Here is a 19,365-nt window from a genome sequence, read left to right as displayed (position 1 = left end):
AACCATTTGAAAACAGGGACTTGCATCATGAAACAGATCATTGCCCATTGTCTTGCAATCGCAACGCTTTCCACCGCCTTTAATACATCCGCCAGTGCCGCGCAGCCTGAATTTTTTGCCTCCGGCCGCGTTCTTGTTGAGCCGCGCGCAGGCTTGACAATGGAAGTGGTGTCGCAAATTTTCAAAGAGAACGGCGGCAACCGGGCGCACAAGCTCGGACAGAGCAATATTCACGTACTTGTGGTACCTGTGGGCGCCGAACGGGCCATGGTCAATAAGCTGAAGCACAATCCACACTTCAAATTTGCTGAACTTGACCGGGCAGTACCGGTCGCCACAGCAGCCAACGACCCCTATCTCGGCAGCGAGTGGCACATCAACAAGATTGCGGCCAATACCGCCTGGGATTCGAGCCAGGGAGCGGGCGTCACCATCGCCATCCTGGATTCGGGTGTCGATTCAGGCCATGCGGACTTGGCGGGCAACCTCGTTGCTGGCTATAACGCCTACGACGACAATACCAATACCGCCGACGTCTGCGGCCACGGCACCAAGGTCGCGGGCACTGCAGCTGCAATAAGCAATAATGCGCTCGGCGTCGCCGGCGTGGCCGGCCGGGCCAAAATCATGCCGATCCGCATCGCCTTCGTCAGTGCAGGCTCGTGCTACGCTTATTTCTCGACCATGGCGAGCGGGCTGACCTGGGCAGCCGATCACGGGGCCCGCGTGGCCAATATCAGCTACGCCAGCGTTCCGACCAGCTCGGCAGTGCAAAGCGCAGCGAATTACCTGCGCAGCAAAGGCGGCCTGCTTTTCGTTTCAGCCGGCAATTACAACCGCAACGAAGGCTTTACGCCGACGAATACCATGGTCCCGGTTTCAGCCACTGATCCCAACGATGCCCGGGCCAGTTTCTCGAGCTACGGCGCTTTCGTCGCGTTGTCTGCACCAGGCTTGGGCATTTACACGACGGTGAGCGGAGGCGGCTACGGCGGCGTCAACGGCACCTCTTTTTCAAGCCCGATTGCCGCTGCTGTTGCGGCGCTGGTCATGTCCGCTAATCCTGTACTGACGCCCGACCAGGTCCAGGACATCCTGTTCAATACTGCGATCGATCTTGGAACTGCCGGGCGTGACATCTACTTCGGCTTTGGACGGGTGAATGCAGCGGGCGCCGTTGCTGCCGCCCTGGCGGCGCCGGCACCTGATACTGTCGCGCCGACCGTGTCCATCCTCAGCCCCGAGGGGAGCATCACTGTTTCCGGCCTGGTTGCAATTGACCTGGCCGCATCCGATGACAAGGGTGTCGTTCGTGTCGACCTGAAAGTGAACGGTACCGTCGTTGCCTCCGACACGTCCGCCCCGTACGGCTTCAGCTGGAATTCCAATGGCGTTGCCAACGGAATGAACAGCCTGGCCGTGATCGCCTACGATGCAGCCGGCAATGCCGACACTTCCACCGTTTCCCAGGTGAATGTGGCCAATGGAGCGGCTTCCAGATAAGCCGCTCCCATTCATTTCTCCTCTGAATACGCCCGGCCAAAGCCGGGCTTTTTATTTAAAAACATTATTTTAACTACGAAAGTTGAAGTAACAGTGGGAAATATTCCTAGTCTTTGAATTAATAGGTGTTTCTAATAGTCCAGACTTAATTGCGACATTCAAAAAAAGTTTTTAAAATCCGCTTGCCACACGGCAATTGCTTGACTAAGATTCCGTACAGCAAGATCTGATAAGGGCAAACCACGGGAAACTGTGGGACGCAAAGTCATCGGTCTAACGGGCTTCGGCCCCATGACGGCAGGACTGCCAGACAAAAGTATCCCTGCCACCGGGTAGTAGCCCAGTGCGCTTTGTGATGCAGTCTTCTACCGGCAAAGACCGGCGGGCAGTCCTCGTTTTTTATTTTTGAAAACAGGGACTCGCACCATGAAAACCATCACCACCATCTCCGCAGCCATCGCCACCGCCATCGCTACCCTGGCTGCCCCAGCCTTCGCCGCGCAAGCGGAAGACTACGCCCAGGGCCGCATCATCGCCGAACCGCGTGCCGGCCTGACCGTGACGGAAATGGACAAGATCCTCAAGTCCAGCGGCGCCGGCAAGGCCCGCAAGCTGGGCCAGAGCAATATCCATGTGATCGATGTGGCGCACGGTTCGGAAAAAGCCATCGCTGCCAAGCTGAAGAACAACCCGCACTTCAAGTTTGCCGAGCTGGACCAGCGCGTGGCAGTGTCCGCCACCGCCAACGACCCTTACCTGGGCAGCGAATGGCACATCAACAAGATCGGCGCCAGCACCGCCTGGGACAACACCCAAGGCAGCGGCGTGACCATCGCCATCCTGGACTCGGGCATGGATTCGGCCCACCCTGACCTGGCCGGCAACGCCGTCGCCGGTTACAACGCCTACGACAACAACACCAATACCGCCGACGTCTGCGGCCACGGCACCAAGGCTGCCGGCTCCGCGGCGGCCACCATTAACAACACCACCGGCGTGGCCGGCGTGGCGGGCCAGGCCAGGATCATGCCAGTGCGCATTGCCTACAACAATTCCGGCACCTGCTACGCTTACTTCTCGACCATGGCCAGCGGCGTGACCTGGGCTGCCGACCACGGCGCCCGCGTGGTCAACATCAGCTACGCCAACGTGCCAACCAGCTCGGCCGTGCAAAGCGCTGCCAATTACCTCAAAGGCAAGGGCGGCCTGCTGTTCGTCTCGGCCGGCAACTACAACCGCGATGAAGGCTTCACCCCGACCGACACCATGATCCCGGTCTCGGCCACCGATTCGGCCGACAACCGTGCCAGCTTCTCCAGCTACGGCGCCTTTGTCGCGCTGTCGGCGCCGGGCGCGGGCATCTATACCACCGTCCAGGGTGGCGGCTACGGCGCAGTCAACGGCACCTCCTTCGCCAGCCCGGTTGCCGCCGGCGTGGCGGCCCTGGTGATGGCAGCCAATCCATCACTGAGCGCAGACCAGGTGAAGAGCATCCTGTTCACCACCGCTGTCGACCTGGGCACTGCCGGCCGCGACATCTATTTCGGTTACGGCCGCGTCAATGCCGCCGCCGCCGTGGCCGCCGCCAAGGCCGCACCGGCTCCCGACACCACCGCACCGACCGTGGCCATTGCCAATCCAGTAGGCGGCAGCACCGTCTCCGGCCTGGTCTCGATCGGCGTGAACGCCGCCGACAACGTGGGCGTGGCCCGCGTCGACCTGAAAGTCAACGGCACCGTGGTCGCTTCGGACAGCGCCGGCCCCTATGCCTTCAGCTGGGATTCCGGCAGCGTGGCCAACGGCATGAACAACCTGATCGCCATCGCTTACGATGCGGCCGGCAACGTCGCCACCTCCAGCACCGTGTCGGTCAACGTGTCCAACGCTGCTCCAGCCGTGTTAGCCGATACCACTGCCCCGGTGGTCGCCATCACCAACCCGACTTCGGGCGCTGTTTCCGGCACTGTCAACGTCACCGTCAACGCTTCGGACAACAGCGGCGCTGCCGGCATCAACATGAGCGTGTACATCGACGGCCAACTGAAGGCTTCCGGCGCCGGCTCTTCGCTGTCCTACAGCTGGAACACCCGCAAGCTCGCCAGCGGCACCCACACCGTGCAAGCCGTGGCCAGGGATGCTGCCGGCAATACCTCGACCACCAGCGTCCAGGTAACCCGCTAATTAATATCAATACCCTGTTTCAGCCCGGCTTCGGCCGGGCTTTTTTTATTAATCTTCAATATTGAGACTTCGAAAGTAAAAGTGACCATAAGAAATAATCCAAGTCTTTGAATTAACAGATGTTTCTAATAGTCCAGACTTAATTGCGACATTCAAAAAAAGTTTTTAAAATCCGCTTGCCACACGGCAATTGCTTGACTAAGATTCCGTACAGCAAGATCTGATAAGGGCAAACCACGGGAAACTGTGGGACGCAAAGTCATCGGTCTAACGGGCTTCGGCCCCATGACGGCAGGACTGCCAGACAAAAGTATCCCTGCCACCGGGTAGTAGCCCAGTGCGCTCTGTGATGCAGTCTTCTACCGGCAAAGACCGGCGGGCAGTCCTCGTTTTTTATTTTTGAAAACAGGGACTCGCACCATGAAAACCATCACCACCATCTCCGCAGCCATCGCCACCGCCATCGCTACCCTGGCTGCCCCAGCCTTCGCCGCGCAAGCGGAAGACTACGCCCAGGGCCGCATCATCGTGGAGCCTCGTGCCGGCTTGACCGTGATGGAAATGGACAAGATCCTCAAGTCCAGCGGCGCCGGCAAGGCTCGCAAGCTGGGCCAGAGCAATATCCACGTGATCGATGTGGCGCACGGTACGGAAAAAGCCATCGCTGCCAAGCTGAAGAACAACCCGCACTTCAAGTTTGCCGAGCTGGACCAGCGCGTGCCAGTGTCCGCCACCGCCAACGATCCTTACCTGGGCAGCGAATGGCACATCAACAAGATCGGCGCCAGCACCGCCTGGGACAACACCCAAGGCAGCGGCGTGACCATCGCCATCCTGGACTCGGGCATGGATTCGGCCCACCCTGACCTGGCCGGCAACGCCGTCGCCGGTTACAACGCCTACGACAACAACACCAATACCGCCGACGTCTGCGGCCACGGCACCAAGGCTGCCGGCTCCGCGGCGGCCACCATCAACAACACCACCGGCGTGGCCGGCGTGGCGGGCCAGGCCAGGATCATGCCAGTGCGCATTGCCTACAACAATTCCGGCACCTGCTACGCTTACTTCTCGACCATGGCCAGCGGAGTGACCTGGGCTGCCGACCACGGCGCCCGCGTGGTCAACATCAGCTACGCCAACGTGCCAACCAGCTCGGCCGTGCAAAGCGCTGCCAATTACCTCAAAGGCAAGGGCGGCCTGCTGTTCGTCTCGGCCGGCAACTACAACCGCGATGAAGGCTTCACCCCGACCGACACCATGATCCCGGTCTCGGCCACCGATTCGGCCGACAACCGTGCCAGCTTCTCCAGCTACGGCGCCTTTGTCGCGCTGTCGGCGCCGGGCGCGGGCATCTATACCACCGTCCAGGGTGGCGGCTACGGCGCGGTCAACGGCACCTCCTTCGCCAGCCCGGTTGCCGCCGGCGTCGCGGCCCTGGTGATGGCAGCCAATCCATCGCTGAGCGCAGACCAGGTGAAGAGCATCCTGTTCACCACCGCTGTCGACCTGGGCACTGCCGGCCGCGACATCTATTTCGGTTACGGCCGCGTCAATGCCGCCGCCGCCGTGGCCGCCGCCAAGGCCGCACCGGCTCCCGACACCACCGCACCGACCGTGGCCATTGCCAATCCAGTAGGCGGCAGCACCGTCTCCGGCCTGGTCTCGATCGGCGTGAACGCCGCCGACAACGTGGGCGTGGCCCGCGTCGACCTGAAAGTCAACGGCACCGTGGTCGCTTCGGACAGCGCCGGCCCCTATGCCTTCAGCTGGGATTCCGGCAGCGTGGCCAACGGCATGAACAACCTGATCGCCATCGCTTACGATGCAGCCGGCAACGTCGCCACCTCCAGCACCGTGTCGGTCAACGTCTCCAACGCCGCTCCAGCCGTGGTAGCCGATACCACTGCCCCGGTGGTCGCCATCACCAACCCGACTTCGGGCGCTGTTTCCGGTACCGTCAACGTCACCGTCAACGCTTCGGACAACAGCGGCGCTGCCGGCATCAACATGAGCGTGTACATCGACGGCCAACTGAAGGCTTCCGGCGCCGGCTCTTCGCTGTCCTACAGCTGGAACACCCGCAAGCTCGCCAGCGGCACCCACACCGTGCAAGCCGTGGCCAGGGATGCTGCCGGCAATACCTCGACCACCAGCGTCCAGGTAACCCGCTAATTAATATAAATACCCTGTTTGGGCCCGGCTCTGCCGGGCCTTTTTTTATTAGCCGCTGGAAATATCAATTAACTCCATATCAAATGAAATGAAGTTAATATCAATTTCTTCGCGACATTAGTTAACCCTTTGATTTGACTGAATATTATTAATCGCTACAATCCTGCAAGCCAACTTTGCACAAATGCTCAGACGGATTTGTATCAGGATGTAATTTGAGGGAAATTTCATTTGCCTCGCGGTAAATCGTGAATTACTATCGAACCTGAAGTCTGACAAAGGCAAACCGCGCGAAAGCACGGGACGCAAAGTCAACGGTCTAACGACGCGCAAGCGTCCATGACGGCTGGACTGCCAGATACACAGGTGACCCTGATGTCCCCGGTGTGCTCTCCAACTACTCCCTTGGGAGTGGCCGGCAGTCCTTTTTTCTGAAACCTTGAAAAAGGATCTGCTTTAATGAAGAACCGCACCTGCATCGCCACCCTCATCCTCGCTGGCGCCGCCCCTATCGTATTTGCAGCCCCAGGCAACGATACTGATTTTGCTCCCGGCCGTATCCTGGTCGAACCTCAGGCAGGCTTGACTGCCGATGAGTTCGCCAAAGACTTGAAAGGCCATGGCGCCGGCAAGGCCCAGAAGCTTGGTCAGAGCAATATCCATATTATTGACGTGCCGCATGGCTCCGAGAGGGCGATTGCCAACAAGCTGAAACACAATCCCCATTTCAAGTTCGCCGAACTTGACCAGCGTGTGGAAGTCAGCGCGACCACCAACGACCCTTACCTGGGCAGCGAATGGCACATCGGAAAGATCGGCGCCAGCGCCGCGTGGGACAAGACACAGGGCGGCAACATCACCATTGCCATCCTGGATTCGGGCGTTGACGCAAGCCACCCCGACTTCTCGGGCCGCCTGGTAGCAGGCTATAACACCTACGACAATAACACCAACACCGCCGACGTCTGCGGCCACGGCACCAAGGCTGCCGGCTCCGCGGCAGCTGCGTCCAATAACGCCATCGGCGTCGCCGGCGTGGCGGGCCAAGCCAGGATCATGCCAGTGCGCATTGCCTACAACAATTCCGGCACCTGCTACGCCTACTTCTCGACCATGGCCAGCGGCGTGACCTGGGCTGCCGACCACGGCGCCCGCGTGGTCAACATCAGCTACGCCAACGTGCCAACCAGCTCGGCCGTGCAAAGCGCTGCCAACTACCTCAAAGGCAAGGGCGGCCTGCTGTTCGTCTCGGCCGGCAACTACAACCGCGATGAAGGCTTCACCCCGACCGACACCATGATCCCGGTCTCGGCCACCGATTCGGCCGACAACCGTGCCAGCTTCTCCAGCTATGGCGCCTTTGTCGCGCTGTCGGCGCCGGGCGTGGGCATCTACACCACTGTCCAGGGTGGCGGCTACGGCGCGGTCAATGGCACCTCCTTCGCCAGCCCGGTCGCCGCAGCGGTGGCAGCCCTGGTGATGTCGGCCAATCCTTCCCTGAGCGCAGACCAGGTGAAGAGCATCCTGTTCACCACCGCTGTCGACCTGGGCACTGCCGGCCGCGACATCTACTTCGGCTATGGCCGTGTGAATGCTTCGGCTGCCGTAGCAAAAGCTGCGGGTACCACAACCACGGCCGACACCACTGCGCCAACGGTCTCGATCGCTGCCCCGCTGGGCAGCAGCACGGTGTCGGGCATCGTCTCGGTCAACGTCAACGCTGCTGATAACGTCGGCGTGGCGCGCGTGGACTTGAAAGTCAATAGCACGGTGGTAGCGAGCGATGCGAGCAGCCCATTTAGCTTTGCGTGGGATTCCAAAGGCGTTGCCAACGGTATGGCAACCCTGACGGCCGTCGCGCGTGATGCTGCCGGCAATGTGACCTCTTCCACGCCAGTCAGCGTGAACGTCTCGAACAGTACCACCACCATTTCTCCGACGACCGACACGGTTGCGCCCGTTGTGGCTATCACCAACCCAAGCAATGGCGGCACCGTTCACGGCAACGTCAACGTTACCGTGAATGCATCGGACAATAGCGGCGCGGCTGGGATTTCGATGTCGCTTTACGTGGACGGCGCGCTGGTTGCTTCGGGCAGCGGATCGAGCATGGCCTACAGCTGGAAACCCAGCAACGGCAGCCATACCCTGAAAGCAGTCGCACGTGATCGCGCCGGTAACACTGCTGCCAGCAGCGTGAGCGTACGCAAGTAAGCGGCTCTCCAATGAAAAACGGCAGCCTTGGCTGCCGTTTTTTTCATCAGGTCGCGATCAGCGGATACTGCGTCGGCGGCTGAGCGCCAAACCCAGCAGGCCGACACCGAATATAGCCAACGTAGCAGGCTCTGGAATTTCCTGTTCACCGCCTCCGCATTCCGGACGTGTGTCGCCTGGAGGGCATTCAGGCGGATTGCAGTTTTCTTCTCCGTCCACGCAGGCACCGGATTTAGCGGAAGATGCATAGCCCTGGACATGCACTGCTGCAAACAAGCCGTCCGTTCCGCAGGTACGGCCTGGCATGCACGACAGGAACATGAAATCATTGACGCTTAGCGTCTCGCTTAGGTCGACAGAGAGACGCCAGACCGATTCGTTCCCCTGCGCCAGCTCACCCGGGTTCGCATTCACAAAATGGAACACACCATCGTAGCTGCCGGACCCGGTTCCGTTCTGGCAATCCGAGCAGATGCTGGTGTTGGCGTTCACCCCGCTTAACAAGGAGAACGTTCCGGTCTGGGCCAGTGCATCACCGTTGAACCACCAGTCGTTCACATAGATGCCAGACTCCAGCACGCCGGTTGCGACGCTCAGGCTGATGTCCACATAATTCGTGCCATAGTCGGTAAACTTCAGTTGCGCCCACGAGTCGGTTGCGGTCGCCCCAGACTGCAGGGGTGGCGCGTCTCCGGTGTAGACGTTGGCGTTATTAAAATTGAGCGTCCATTCGCCCGCATGAGACAAAGGAGCAACCCCCATCAGCAGTGCTGCTCCCAAGACACCCAGCGCAGTTTTGATACTTTTCATGTTACACCCCCTTTTATTATGGTACGAACTCCTATACGCATATAGCGTGCCTAAAAGTTACTCACCAACGAAATCAATCGGTTAACCTCAGCAGTTAAATCTTGACCCCAAAAATTGTAAGAATTCTCGACATTGACATGAAAGTCACCACTGATTTCGTACGGAAACTTAGGTTTCCCTTAGGGCGCAAGACGGCATCGGGTGCCTGCGTTAAAATGCGCTGGACATGAGCGCTACTAACTTCCAGTTTGAAAATTCCTTCGCAGGTTTGCCGCCAGCGTTCTACACTCACCTGATGCCGACTCCATTGCCGGCGCCTTACCTTGTTGGGCTGAGTCCTGCGGCTGCACGCCTCATTGGTCTTGAACCAGCAACGCTGGCGACGCAAGAAGCGGTTGATATCCTGACCGGCAACCGCCTCGCGGAGCGTTCGAAGCCGCTTGCGGCTGTCTATTCCGGCCACCAGTTTGGCGTCTGGGCCGGCCAGCTCGGCGACGGGCGTGCCATCCTGCTCGGCGATCTAGCCACTCCCGAGGGCCCGATCGAGTTGCAGCTGAAAGGCGCCGGCATGACGCCATACTCGAGGATGGGCGATGGACGCGCCGTGCTGCGCTCGTCCATCCGTGAGTTCCTGTGCTCGGAAGCGATGCATGGCCTCGGCATCCCGACCACCCGCGCCTTGTCGGTAGTCGGTTCTGACCAGGGAATCGTGCGCGAATCGATCGAAACCGCGGCCGTCGTCGTCCGCATGGCCCCAACCTTCATCCGGTTTGGTTCTTTTGAACACTGGTACTACAATCGCAAGCCGGATGAACTCAAGCAATTAGCCGATTACGTCATCGACCGCTTCTACCCTTCCCTGCGCGACGAGGAAAACCCGTACGCTGCCTTGCTGGAAGAAGTGACCCGCCGCACCGCGCGCATGATTGCGCACTGGCAAGCAGTAGGCTTCATGCATGGTGTAATGAATTCCGACAATATGTCGATCCTGGGGCTGACTCTCGATTACGGCCCCTTCGGTTTCATGGACGGATTCGACGCCAACCAGATCTGCAACCATAGCGACGAGCGTGGCCGTTACTCGTATTCCAACCAGCCGCAGATCGGTCACTGGAACTGCTACGCCCTCGCGCAAGCCTTGTTGCCGCTGATTGGCGAAGTCGAACTGACCCAGGAAGCGCTCGACGTCTACCAGCCGGAGTTCGCGCGTCACATCGATCAGCTGCTGCATGCCAAGCTCGGTTTGGCTACCACGCAAGAAGGCGACCGCGAACTGCTTGACGGCCTGTTTGCCATCCTGCAAGCCAACCACACTGACTTCACGATTTTCTTCCGCCGCCTGAGCGCCTTGCGCGCCGGCAGCTCGGAAGGCGACGAACCCTTGCGCGACTTGTTCATCGATCGCCCCGCTTTCGATCAATGGGCCGAAGCTTATCGTGCGCGCCTGCGCGCCGAAAACAGCGACGATGCTGCGCGCAAACTTGCGATGGATCAGGTCAATCCCAAGTATGTGCTGCGAAACTATATGGCACAGCTCGCCATCGAAAAGGCGCAAAATAAGGACTTTTCCGAAGTCGAGCGCCTCTTGACCCTGCTCGAACGCCCCTTCGACGAACAAGCAGAGAATGAACAATATGCAGGCTTTCCGCCAGACTGGTCCAGCCAGCTCTCGGTAAGCTGCTCTTCGTGAGAGATCAACAATGAGCGACAAAGTTGTCAAGACCGATGCCGAATGGCGCGCCCAGCTCGACCCGATGGAATACCAGGTTACCCGCCATGCCGCCACCGAGCGCGCATTTACGGGCAAGTTCTGGGACCACCACGAGCATGGCATTTACACCTGCGTATGCTGCAACACCCCGCTTTTCGAGTCGGATGCCAAATTCGATTCCGGCTGCGGCTGGCCGAGTTACTTCAAGGCGCTCGATCCTGCGAATATCATAGAGAAAACGGATCGCTCGCATGGTATGCTGCGCACCGAAATCATCTGTGCAGTATGTGATGCCCACCTGGGCCACGTCTTCCCTGATGGCCCGCCGCCGACCGGATTGCGCTATTGCATTAATTCGGCCTCGCTGCGCTTTGAACCGAAGCCTTGAAAAGATGAAGATTATTTTTGACCTGTTTCCGCTGATCCTGTTTTTTGTCAGCTACAAATTTGCCGGCAGTCACCAGGAGGCCGCGCATGCCATGCTGAATGCCCATCTTGGCGGCCTGGTTTCCGGCGGAGCGATTCCGGCATCGCAGGCGCCGATCGTGGTCGCGACTATTGTCGGCATTATCGGCACCGCTGCCCAGGTGTTATATCTGCTGGCCCGGCGCAAGAAGGTCGACGGGGCTCTATGGGTTTCCCTGGTAGTGTTTATCGTATTCGGCGGCATGACCATCTATTTCCACGACGATGACTTTATCAAGTGGAAGCCAACCATTATTTACTGGTCGCTTGCGACGGCCATGCTGGTGGCGTACCGCTTCTTCGATAAAAACATGATCCGCCTGGCGATGGAAAAGCAGGTCCAACTGCCGGAACATGTCTGGGTGCGCCTGCATTTCATGTGGATTACCTTCTGGCTGGTGCTGGGTTTTGTGAACCTCTTTGTCGCCTTCATCCTGTTCAAGTCCGATAACGACGCCTGGGTCAATTTCAAGGCTTTCGGAGTTACCGGTTTGATGCTGGTGTTCTTTATCGCACAGGCTTTCTACCTCTCTAAACATATTAAGGATGAAGCATGAGCGACCCGCGCCTTGCCAGGATTCGCGAGCGCCTGGAAGCCTCGCTGGCGCCATCGGAAATCGTGCTGGAAGATGAATCCGCGCTGCATGCCGGCCATGCCGGCGCAGCCTCCGGCGGCGGACATTACAGGCTGAAAATTGTCTCTACTAAATTCGAAGGTGTGAAACTCGTCATGCGCCATCGTCTGGTGTATGATTCCGTGCACGATATGATGCATAAAGAAATTCATGCATTGGCCATTACCGCATTGGCACCGTCCGAAGTATGATATGCGCGGAGTTTTTGGGAAACATCAAAAAGAACCTCGATCGTTGAATAGTAGAGACATCTCGGCGAACCAGCCCAAAATCCCCGCAATTCAGTAAACTTTCCCTAGGAATTAAACTAAATGACTTTCAAGCCAGCCCGCTTGCTGCTCGCACTTATCGCCGTTGCCGCTGCACCAGCTTTCGCCCAGAACGCCGCTGTCGTCAATGGCAAAGCCATCCCGACCGCCAAAGTTGACGCCCTGGTCAAGCAAGTCGTTGCCCAAGGCCAGCAGCAAGACACCCCTCAATTGCGCGAAATGATCAAGAAGTCCCTGATCGGCCGCGAAGTAATGATCCAGGAAGCGGAAAAGCAAGGCCTGGCCAAGAGCAAGGACGTTACCACTGCTCTGGAACAGGCTCGCCAGGACATCATGCTGAACGCCCTGGCTGCTGATTACGTGAAAAAGAACCCGGTTGGCGACGCCGAAATCAAGGCTGAATACGACCGCGCCGTTGCCGCCGAAGGCGACAAGGAATACCACGTGCGCCACATCCTGGTGGAAACCGAAAAAGAAGCAAGCGACATCATCGCCAAGCTGAAAGGCGGCGCCAAGTTTGAAGACCTGGCCAAGAACTCCAAGGACACCGGTTCCGCTGCCAACGGCGGCGACCTGGACTGGGGCACTCCAGCCAACTTCCCTAAAGTCTTCGCTGACGCGTTCACCTCCCTGCAAAAAGGCCAGGTTACCGAGAAGCCAGTGCAAACCCCAAGCGGTTTCCACGTGATCAAGGTGGAAGACACCCGTCCGGTCAAGCTGCCTACCCTGGAAGAAGTGAAGCCACGTATCGCCGATTCCCTGATGCGCGCGAAACTGCAGGCCTATCAGGAATCCCTGGTGAAGAAAGCCCAAGTACAATAATCCGTCACGGACCTGATCCGGCGCCCAAGCGGCGCCGGATTTATTTTAACTAAGGAAATACTCAATGAAATTCAAACCAGCCACCCTGCTGTTGGCCCTGATCGCAGTTGCAGCGACCCCTGCATTTGCCCAGAACGTCGCTACCGTGAACGGTAAAGCTATCCCATCGGCCCAGATGGAAGCCGCTGTCAAGCAAGCTGCTGCCCAAGGCCAGCCTGACTCGCCACAACTGCGCGACATGATCAAGAAATCCCTGATCGGCCGTGAAGTGCTGGTGCAGGAAGCCACCAAGCAAGGCGTTGCTGCCAACAAGGAAGTGAAAGAAGCCCTGGAACAAGCTCGCCAGGACATCATCATCCGCGCCCTGCTGGTTGACTATGTCAAGAAGAACCCAGTGAGCGACGCAGAAATCAAATCCGCTTACGACCAGTTCAAGGCTTCCAAGGGCGACAAGGAATACCACGCTCGCCACATCCTGGTGAAAACCGAGAAGGAAGCGACCGACATCATCGCCAAGCTGAAAGGCGGCGCCAAGTTTGAAGAACTGGCCAAGGCCTCGCAAGACCCAGGCTCGGCTGCCAATGGCGGCGACCTGGATTGGGCAGCGCCAGGCAACTACGTGAAGCCATTTGCCGACGCCATGGTCGCCCTGAAAGACGGCCAGATCACCGACAAGCCAGTGCAGTCCCAGTTCGGCTACCACGTGATCAAGCTGGAAGGCTCGCGCGCCGCCAAGGTGCCGTCGCTGGAAGAAATCAAGCCGCAGATCGCCGAATCCCTGACCCAGCGTAAAGTCGCAGCGTACCGCGACCAGCTGGTGGCCAAGGCCAAAGTGCAATAATCCAGATGCGCCTTTACAGGCGATCTTCACGAAGCGCCCCACGGGGCGCTTTTTTATTATGCCAACAAGCAAAGACATCATTTCCGCCCTCGCACCGCTGGCCGACGCCTCGCGGGCGCCAGCCATGCGCGCCTATATGCGCGAGCAGTTCCCTTTCCTCGGCATTCCCACGCCGGCGCGACGCGAAGCACTCAAGCCAGCCATCCGCGCGTTCAAGGGCGCGCCGCCGGCTGAACTCCTCGGCATTGCAGATAAGCTATGGCGCCTGCCGGAACGTGAATACCAGTACGCGGCACTGGATTTGATGGCCGCACACTGGAAACAGTTCAGCGCCGGCGATTTACCGGAATTGCTGGCTTTTGTCATGCGCAAATCCTGGTGGGATTCGGTGGACGGCATGGCTGCGATTATCGGTGATGTCCTGCGTTTCGGGCACGATGGCATGGACCAAGCGATAAAACATGACAGCTTCTGGATGCGGCGAATTGCCCTGCTCCACCAATTAGGGTGGCGGGGCAAAACCGATGAAATGCGCCTATTCCGCTATTCACTTGCGCTCGGCCATGAAAATGAATTTTTCATTCAAAAAGCAATTGGCTGGGCCTTGCGGGATTATGCGCGGCACGCTCCACATAATGTCGCTCATTTTATTAATGAAAATAAGGCGTCTTTGTCGAAGCTGAGCGTTCGCGAGGCCGGCAAGCACCTTGCGCCCTTTGCTTAAGCCAGGAGCTGGCGCATATGTGCCAGAAGTTAGCGTTTATCCTGCTAGCCGCCACTCGGCATCAAAACAACAGAAATAATTCGCACAATTGCCGCTCCTGAAAATGTCGCGTTAAACTCGTGACAACTAAATGGAGGCTGACAATGAATAAACTCGCATTACGGCAGTTAATCCTGTGCGGCGCTTTTATTACCGCGGCTCCTGCCATGGCAAGCGTTATCGCTACTTTCGACGATCTGCCATTCCCTCCTGCGCTTGATAGTGCGACAGGCATCCAATGGACAAATGCCAGCAGCAGCCTGGAATACCAGGGTGTTATTTGGGATGCCAGGTTCGGCGTGGTGGGCGACCAATATCGCGTTGGCGGGCCGAGCGGCCCATTATTCGGCATTTCCCACTCCGGGCACTACTTTGTCTCCAATTCGAGCGGATCGAGCGGCATGACGATCACGACCGATAAAATCCTGACCGGCGCATGGTTCGGCCGCAACCAGTACTACGGTTTCGGCGAGGGTGGCGCTGACCAGGTCACGATCGTGGCGCTGAATGGTGCAAGTGAATTGGGCTCAGTCGTGTTCGACTTGCCAGAAAGTCATCCGGGTTTGCCGGAGCCGCTGTCGTTCGTCAACACCAGCATTTTCGCTGCGCTGGGCCCGATCACAGGCTACCGGATCGACCGGCGCGAACTCGGACAACAGAATGGAAACTGGGTCGCCGACGACTTCCAGTTCGTCGATGCGACCCAGGTACCGGCCCCGGGCGGGGCCGTCTTGATGCTCGGTGGCATGGCCGCCTTGCTGGCGGCCCGCCGGAGGCGCGCTTAGCCTTTAACCGATGAATTTGCGCGCGTTACCCCACATGCGCGCCCAAGGCGAATCCTCGCCCCAGCCGTCCGGATGCCAGGAATTCTGCACCGTGCGGGAAACGCGTTCCGGGTGCGGCATCATCACGGTGAAGCGGCCGTCAGGCGTGGTCACCGAGGTCAAGCCGCGCGGCGAACCGTTCGGGTTATATGGGTAGCCCTCGGTGGCGCCGCCTTGATTGTCCACGAAGCGCAACGCACCGATTGCCTCATCGATATTGCCGGTCTGGCTGAAGTCGGCGAAACCTTCGCCGTGCGCGATCGCGATCGGCGTCTGGGTGCCGGCCATGCCTTGCAGGAAGATCGATGGCGAATCCAGCACTTCCACCATCGAGAAGCGTGCTTCGAACTTCTCCGACTTGTTGGTGGTGAACTTCGGCCACGCATGCGCGCCCGGAATCAGCGATTTCAGGTTCGACATCATCTGGCAACCGTTGCAAATGCCCAGGCCGAAGGTGTCCTTGCGCTGGAAGAAGGCGGCAAATTGCTCAGCCATTTCAGGATTGAACAGGATGGACTTGGCCCAGCCCTCGCCCGCACCCAGCACGTCGCCGTAGGAGAAGCCGCCGACAGCGATGATCCCCTGGAAATCAGCCAGCGATACACGGCGCGAAATCAGGTCGCTCATGTGCACGTCGACAGCGGCGAAGCCGGCGCGGTGCATTGCCCAGGCCGTCTCGATATGCGAGTTAACGCCCTGCTCGCGCAGGATGGCAACCCGTGGACGAACGCCGGTCGCCAGGAAAGGCGCCGCGACGTTTTCCGCCATATCGAAGGTGATTTTCGGCTGCATGCCCGGGTCGGTTTCATCCAGCAGGCGATCGTATTCGGCATCCGCCGTGGCCGGGTTTTCGCGTACGCGGGAAATGCGCCAGCTGGTTTCGCTCCACAGGCGGTGCAGGTCGGCGCGCGGCTGCGAGTAGATGATCTTGGCGTCGCGCGTGAACTCAATCACGCCACGGTCGTTCGGCTTGCCGATGATGTGGCTGCAAGCGCCCAGGTTGAAGCTGCGCAGCACGTCCATCACCGCCGATTTCTCGTCGGCGCGTACCTGGATCACCGCGCCCAGTTCTTCGTTGAACAGCGCGGACAGGGTCAGTTCATTGCGGCGTTCAGCCACCTGGCCGGCCCAGTTCTTGGCGTCGCCGTGATCCATGGTGCCCTCTTCGCCCAGGGTCAGAATGTCCAGGTTGACGGACAGGCCGGCGCGGCCGGCGAAGGCCATTTCGACCAGGGTTGCATACAGGCCGCCATCGGAACGGTCGTGGTAAGCCAGGATCTTGCCTTCCTTGTTCAGCTGCTGGATGGCGTTGAAGAAGCCCTTCAGGTCTTCCGGCGAATCCACGTCCGGCGCGGCATTGCCCAACTGGCCCATCACTTGCGCCAGGGCCGAAGCACCCATCCGGTTCTTGCCGCGGCCCAGGTCAATCACGATCAGGGAGGTTTCGCCCAGGTCGGTGCGGATCTGCGGGGTCAGCGACTTGCGCACGTCGTACACCGGCGAGAAGCCGGAAACGATCAGGGACACCGGCGAAATCACGGCCTTGTCGGCGCCCTCGTCTTTCCAGGTGGTGCGCATCGACAGGGAATCCTTGCCGACCGGGATCGACAGGCCCAGCGCCGGGCACAGCTCCATGCCGACGGCTTTGACCGTATCGAACAGGGCTGCATCCTGGCCTGGCTGGCCGCAGGCAGCCATCCAGTTGGCCGACAGCTTGATGTCGGAGATATCGTTGATAGGCGCCGCTGCCAGGTTGGTGACGGTCTCGCCCACCGCCATGCGGCCGGACGCAGGCGCGTCGATCACTGCCAGCGGGGTACGCTCACCCATTGCCATCGCCTCGCCCACATAGCCGTCGTAGCTGAGGGTGGTCACGGCGCAGTCGGCCACAGGCACCTGCCACGGGCCGACCATCTGGTCGCGCACCGACATGCCGCCCACGGTACGGTCGCCGATGGTGATCAGGAAGCTCTTGTCGGCCACGGTTGGCAGCAACAACACGCGCTTGGCAGCCTCTTCCAGCTGGATGGCGGTCAGGTCGATGGCCGGCAGGTCGTGCTGGACATGCTTCACATCGCGGTGCATCTTGGGTGGCTTGCCCAGCAGGACTTCCATCGGCATGTCGACTGGGCTATTGCCCATTTCCTGGTCGATCACCTTCAGCTGGCGCTCTTCCGTTGCCACGCCGACCACGGCGAACGGGCAGCGCTCACGCTCGCACAGGGCCTGGAACACGGCCAGGTCGCTCGGGGCGATCGCCAGCACATAGCGTTCCTGCGATTCGTTGGACCAGATTTCTTTGGGCGCCATGCCGGACTCTTCCAGCGGCACCTTGCGCAGGTCGAAAATCGCGCCGCGCTTGGCGTCGTTCGTAATCTCAGGGAAGGCATTCGACAGGCCGCCCGCCCCCACGTCGTGGATCGAAATGATCGGATTCTTGTCGGCCAATTGCCAGCAGCCGTTGATGACTTCCTGGGCCCGGCGCTCCATTTCAGGATTGCCGCGCTGGACCGAATCGAAGTCCAGGTCAGCGGTATTGGTGCCGGTCGCCATCGACGAGGCAGCCGAACCGCCCATGCCGATGCGCATGCCCGGGCCGCCCAGCTGGATCAGCAGGCTGCCGACCGGAATGTCGTTCTTGTGGGTATGCGAAGCGGAGATGTTGCCGATACCGCCGGCGATCATGATGGGCTTGTGGTAGCCCATCACGGTGTCCTTGCCGCCGGCGAACTGCTGGCCGATATTCTGTTCGTAGGTGCGGAAGTAGCCACCCAGCACGGGACGCCCGAATTCATTCGAGAATGCCGCGCCGCCCAGCGGGCCTTCGATCATGATCTGCAGCGGCGAAGCGATGCGCTCCGGCTTGCCGTACACCTGGCTTTCGTCGCGCTTGCCGACCGGAGCGGTCACGTTGGCGGCGTTTTCCCACGCCTGCACGGCGCCAGGGATCATCAGGTTGGACACGGTAAAGCCGGTCAAGCCTGCCTTGGGCTTGGAGCCGCGGCCGGTTGCACCTTCGTCGCGGATCTCGCCGCCGGCGCCAGTCGAAGCACCAGGGAACGGGGAAATCGCGGTCGGGTGGTTGTGGGTTTCCACCTTCATCAGGGTGTGCACCAGCTCGGTGGACGGCGCGTATTCCTGGCCTTCGCGCGGGTAGAAGCGGGTCACTTCGGCGCCTTCGATGATCGAGGAGTTGTCCGAATAAGCCACGACGGTGCCGCGCGGGTTCTTCTCGTGCGTGTTCTTGATCATCTTGAACAGCGATTTGTCCTGTGCCACGCCGTCGATGGTCCAGTCGGCGTTGAAGATCTTGTGGCGGCAGTGCTCCGAGTTGGCCTGCGCGAACATCATCAGTTCGACGTCGGTCGGGTTGCGCTTGGCGTTGGTGAAGGCTTCCAGCAGGTAGTCGATCTCGTCGTCCGACATCGCCAGGCCCAGGTCGGTATTGGCCTTTTCCAGCGCATTGCGGCCGGCGCCCATCACGTCGATCGATTCCAGCGGCTTGGCTTCCAGGCTCGAGAACAGGCCGGCAGCCTGGTCCGGGTGACGCAGCACGGATTCGGTCATGCGGTCGTGCAGCAGCGCGGCAACAGCTTGCGCCTGCTCGCTATCCAGCCTCCTGGCCGCGCCCAGGCCGGTTCCCAGGATGCCGCCCTTCAGGTTGATACGGTACGCAACGCCACGCTCCACGCGGTGGATATGCGCCATGCCGCAGTTGTGCACGATGTCGGTGGCCTTGGAAGCCCATGGCGAAATGGTGCCGAAACGGGGAATGACGACAAACTCTTCCACCACGCCCTCGGCATGCTCCGGCAAGGCTGGCTCGCCGTAGGTCAGCAAGCCATTCATGCGGTTCAGATCGTCTTCGGACAGGGGCGAAGCGGAGTCGACAAAGTGGATAAAGCGGGCTTGGACCGACGTAATGGACGGCAGAACTGCTTGAAGCTGGTTGAGGAGGCGTTGGCTACGGAAAGAGGACAGGGCGTTGGAGCCCGGCAGAATCAACATAGTGGGGGCGTGAAGAATGCAGCGTTGCTGCGGTTTAAAGGAATACTGTGCACGAGCTGACTGGTCTTGCTGTATTTCGATTTGCCGACATTATACTTGTTTCAGGCATCACTTCCCACCCTTCCTTCATTGGTCCGAAAGCAA

The 19,365-nt window shown here is 59.6% G+C and carries 14 protein-coding genes and 3 riboswitches; of the genes, 12 read left to right on the top strand and 2 right to left on the bottom strand.

The window, feature by feature from the left end; translation table 11 throughout:
• The first annotated feature begins 27 nt into the window (after positions 1 to 27).
• From ACN9M3_RS16770 to ACN9M3_RS16755, 4 genes are all read left to right on the top strand, one after another.
• On the top strand, positions 28 to 1,503 hold the full coding sequence (locus ACN9M3_RS16770; RefSeq protein ID WP_426318008.1) for a S8 family serine peptidase: 1,476 nt from the start codon (positions 28 to 30) through the stop codon (positions 1,501 to 1,503).
• 224 nt (positions 1,504 to 1,727) lie between these two features.
• Positions 1,728 to 1,814, top strand: a riboswitch (cyclic di-GMP riboswitch).
• A gap of 115 nt (positions 1,815 to 1,929) precedes the next feature.
• Complete coding sequence (locus tag ACN9M3_RS16765) at positions 1,930 to 3,684, top strand: S8 family serine peptidase (protein WP_426318007.1); 1,755 nt, start codon at positions 1,930 to 1,932, stop codon at positions 3,682 to 3,684.
• Positions 3,685 to 3,902: 218 nt separating this feature from the next.
• A riboswitch (cyclic di-GMP riboswitch) is annotated at positions 3,903 to 3,989 on the top strand.
• Between the two features lie 115 nt (positions 3,990 to 4,104).
• A complete protein-coding gene (locus ACN9M3_RS16760) occupies positions 4,105 to 5,859 on the top strand; it encodes a S8 family serine peptidase (protein ID WP_426318006.1) in 1,755 nt (584 codons plus the stop codon).
• A gap of 270 nt (positions 5,860 to 6,129) precedes the next feature.
• Positions 6,130 to 6,218: riboswitch (cyclic di-GMP riboswitch) on the top strand.
• Positions 6,219 to 6,318: 100 nt separating this feature from the next.
• The gene (locus ACN9M3_RS16755) at positions 6,319 to 8,073 is read left to right on the top strand and encodes a S8 family serine peptidase (RefSeq protein WP_426318005.1); all 1,755 of its coding nucleotides are present in this window, start codon (positions 6,319 to 6,321) and stop codon (positions 8,071 to 8,073) included.
• A 57-nt stretch (positions 8,074 to 8,130) separates the two neighbouring features.
• Here the strand turns inward: ACN9M3_RS16755 and ACN9M3_RS16750 are convergent, their stop codons facing one another.
• Positions 8,131 to 8,883, bottom strand: a complete 753-nt coding sequence (locus tag ACN9M3_RS16750; protein ID WP_426318004.1) for a PEP-CTERM sorting domain-containing protein — start codon at positions 8,881 to 8,883, stop codon at positions 8,131 to 8,133.
• 226 nt (positions 8,884 to 9,109) lie between these two features.
• On the opposite strand from ACN9M3_RS16750, the gene ACN9M3_RS16745 reads away from it, so the two are divergent.
• The 8 genes from ACN9M3_RS16745 (at position 9,110) to ACN9M3_RS16710 (ending at position 15,174) form a co-directional block, all read left to right on the top strand.
• The gene (locus ACN9M3_RS16745; RefSeq protein WP_426318003.1) at positions 9,110 to 10,573 is read left to right on the top strand and encodes a protein adenylyltransferase SelO; all 1,464 of its coding nucleotides are present in this window, start codon (positions 9,110 to 9,112) and stop codon (positions 10,571 to 10,573) included.
• A 10-nt stretch (positions 10,574 to 10,583) separates the two neighbouring features.
• Positions 10,584 to 10,982, top strand: a complete 399-nt coding sequence (msrB, locus tag ACN9M3_RS16740) for a peptide-methionine (R)-S-oxide reductase MsrB (protein ID WP_426161557.1) — start codon at positions 10,584 to 10,586, stop codon at positions 10,980 to 10,982.
• Between the two features lie 4 nt (positions 10,983 to 10,986).
• Complete coding sequence (locus ACN9M3_RS16735; protein ID WP_426161556.1) at positions 10,987 to 11,616, top strand: septation protein A; 630 nt, start codon at positions 10,987 to 10,989, stop codon at positions 11,614 to 11,616.
• On the top strand, positions 11,613 to 11,885 hold the full coding sequence (locus tag ACN9M3_RS16730) for a BolA family protein (protein WP_426161555.1): 273 nt from the start codon (positions 11,613 to 11,615) through the stop codon (positions 11,883 to 11,885). The genes ACN9M3_RS16735 and ACN9M3_RS16730 overlap by 4 nt, the downstream gene beginning before the upstream one ends.
• Before the next feature lie 120 nt (positions 11,886 to 12,005).
• Positions 12,006 to 12,785 (top strand): peptidylprolyl isomerase, encoded by a 780-nt coding sequence (locus ACN9M3_RS16725; RefSeq protein ID WP_426318002.1) that lies wholly within the window; start codon positions 12,006 to 12,008, stop codon positions 12,783 to 12,785.
• 64 nt (positions 12,786 to 12,849) lie between these two features.
• Entirely contained in the window at positions 12,850 to 13,626 is a 777-nt protein-coding gene (locus ACN9M3_RS16720; RefSeq protein ID WP_426161553.1) for a peptidylprolyl isomerase, read from the top strand.
• 58 nt (positions 13,627 to 13,684) lie between these two features.
• Entirely contained in the window at positions 13,685 to 14,350 is a 666-nt protein-coding gene (locus tag ACN9M3_RS16715; protein WP_426318001.1) for a DNA alkylation repair protein, read from the top strand.
• Between the two features lie 143 nt (positions 14,351 to 14,493).
• Complete coding sequence (locus tag ACN9M3_RS16710; protein ID WP_426161551.1) at positions 14,494 to 15,174, top strand: hypothetical protein; 681 nt, start codon at positions 14,494 to 14,496, stop codon at positions 15,172 to 15,174.
• 3 nt (positions 15,175 to 15,177) lie between these two features.
• Here ACN9M3_RS16710 and purL read toward each other — a convergent pair whose 3' ends face one another.
• The gene (gene purL / locus ACN9M3_RS16705; protein ID WP_426318000.1) at positions 15,178 to 19,221 is read right to left on the bottom strand and encodes a phosphoribosylformylglycinamidine synthase; all 4,044 of its coding nucleotides are present in this window, start codon (positions 19,219 to 19,221) and stop codon (positions 15,178 to 15,180) included.
• Positions 19,222 to 19,365: the final 144 nt, after the last annotated feature.

Source organism: Pseudoduganella sp. R-43 (genome assembly GCF_049913255.1).
Lineage (GTDB): Bacteria > Pseudomonadota > Gammaproteobacteria > Burkholderiales > Burkholderiaceae_D > Rugamonas.
The sequence above is the reverse complement of the archived record's forward strand: the minus strand, read 5'-3'. Positions and strand labels throughout refer to the sequence as shown.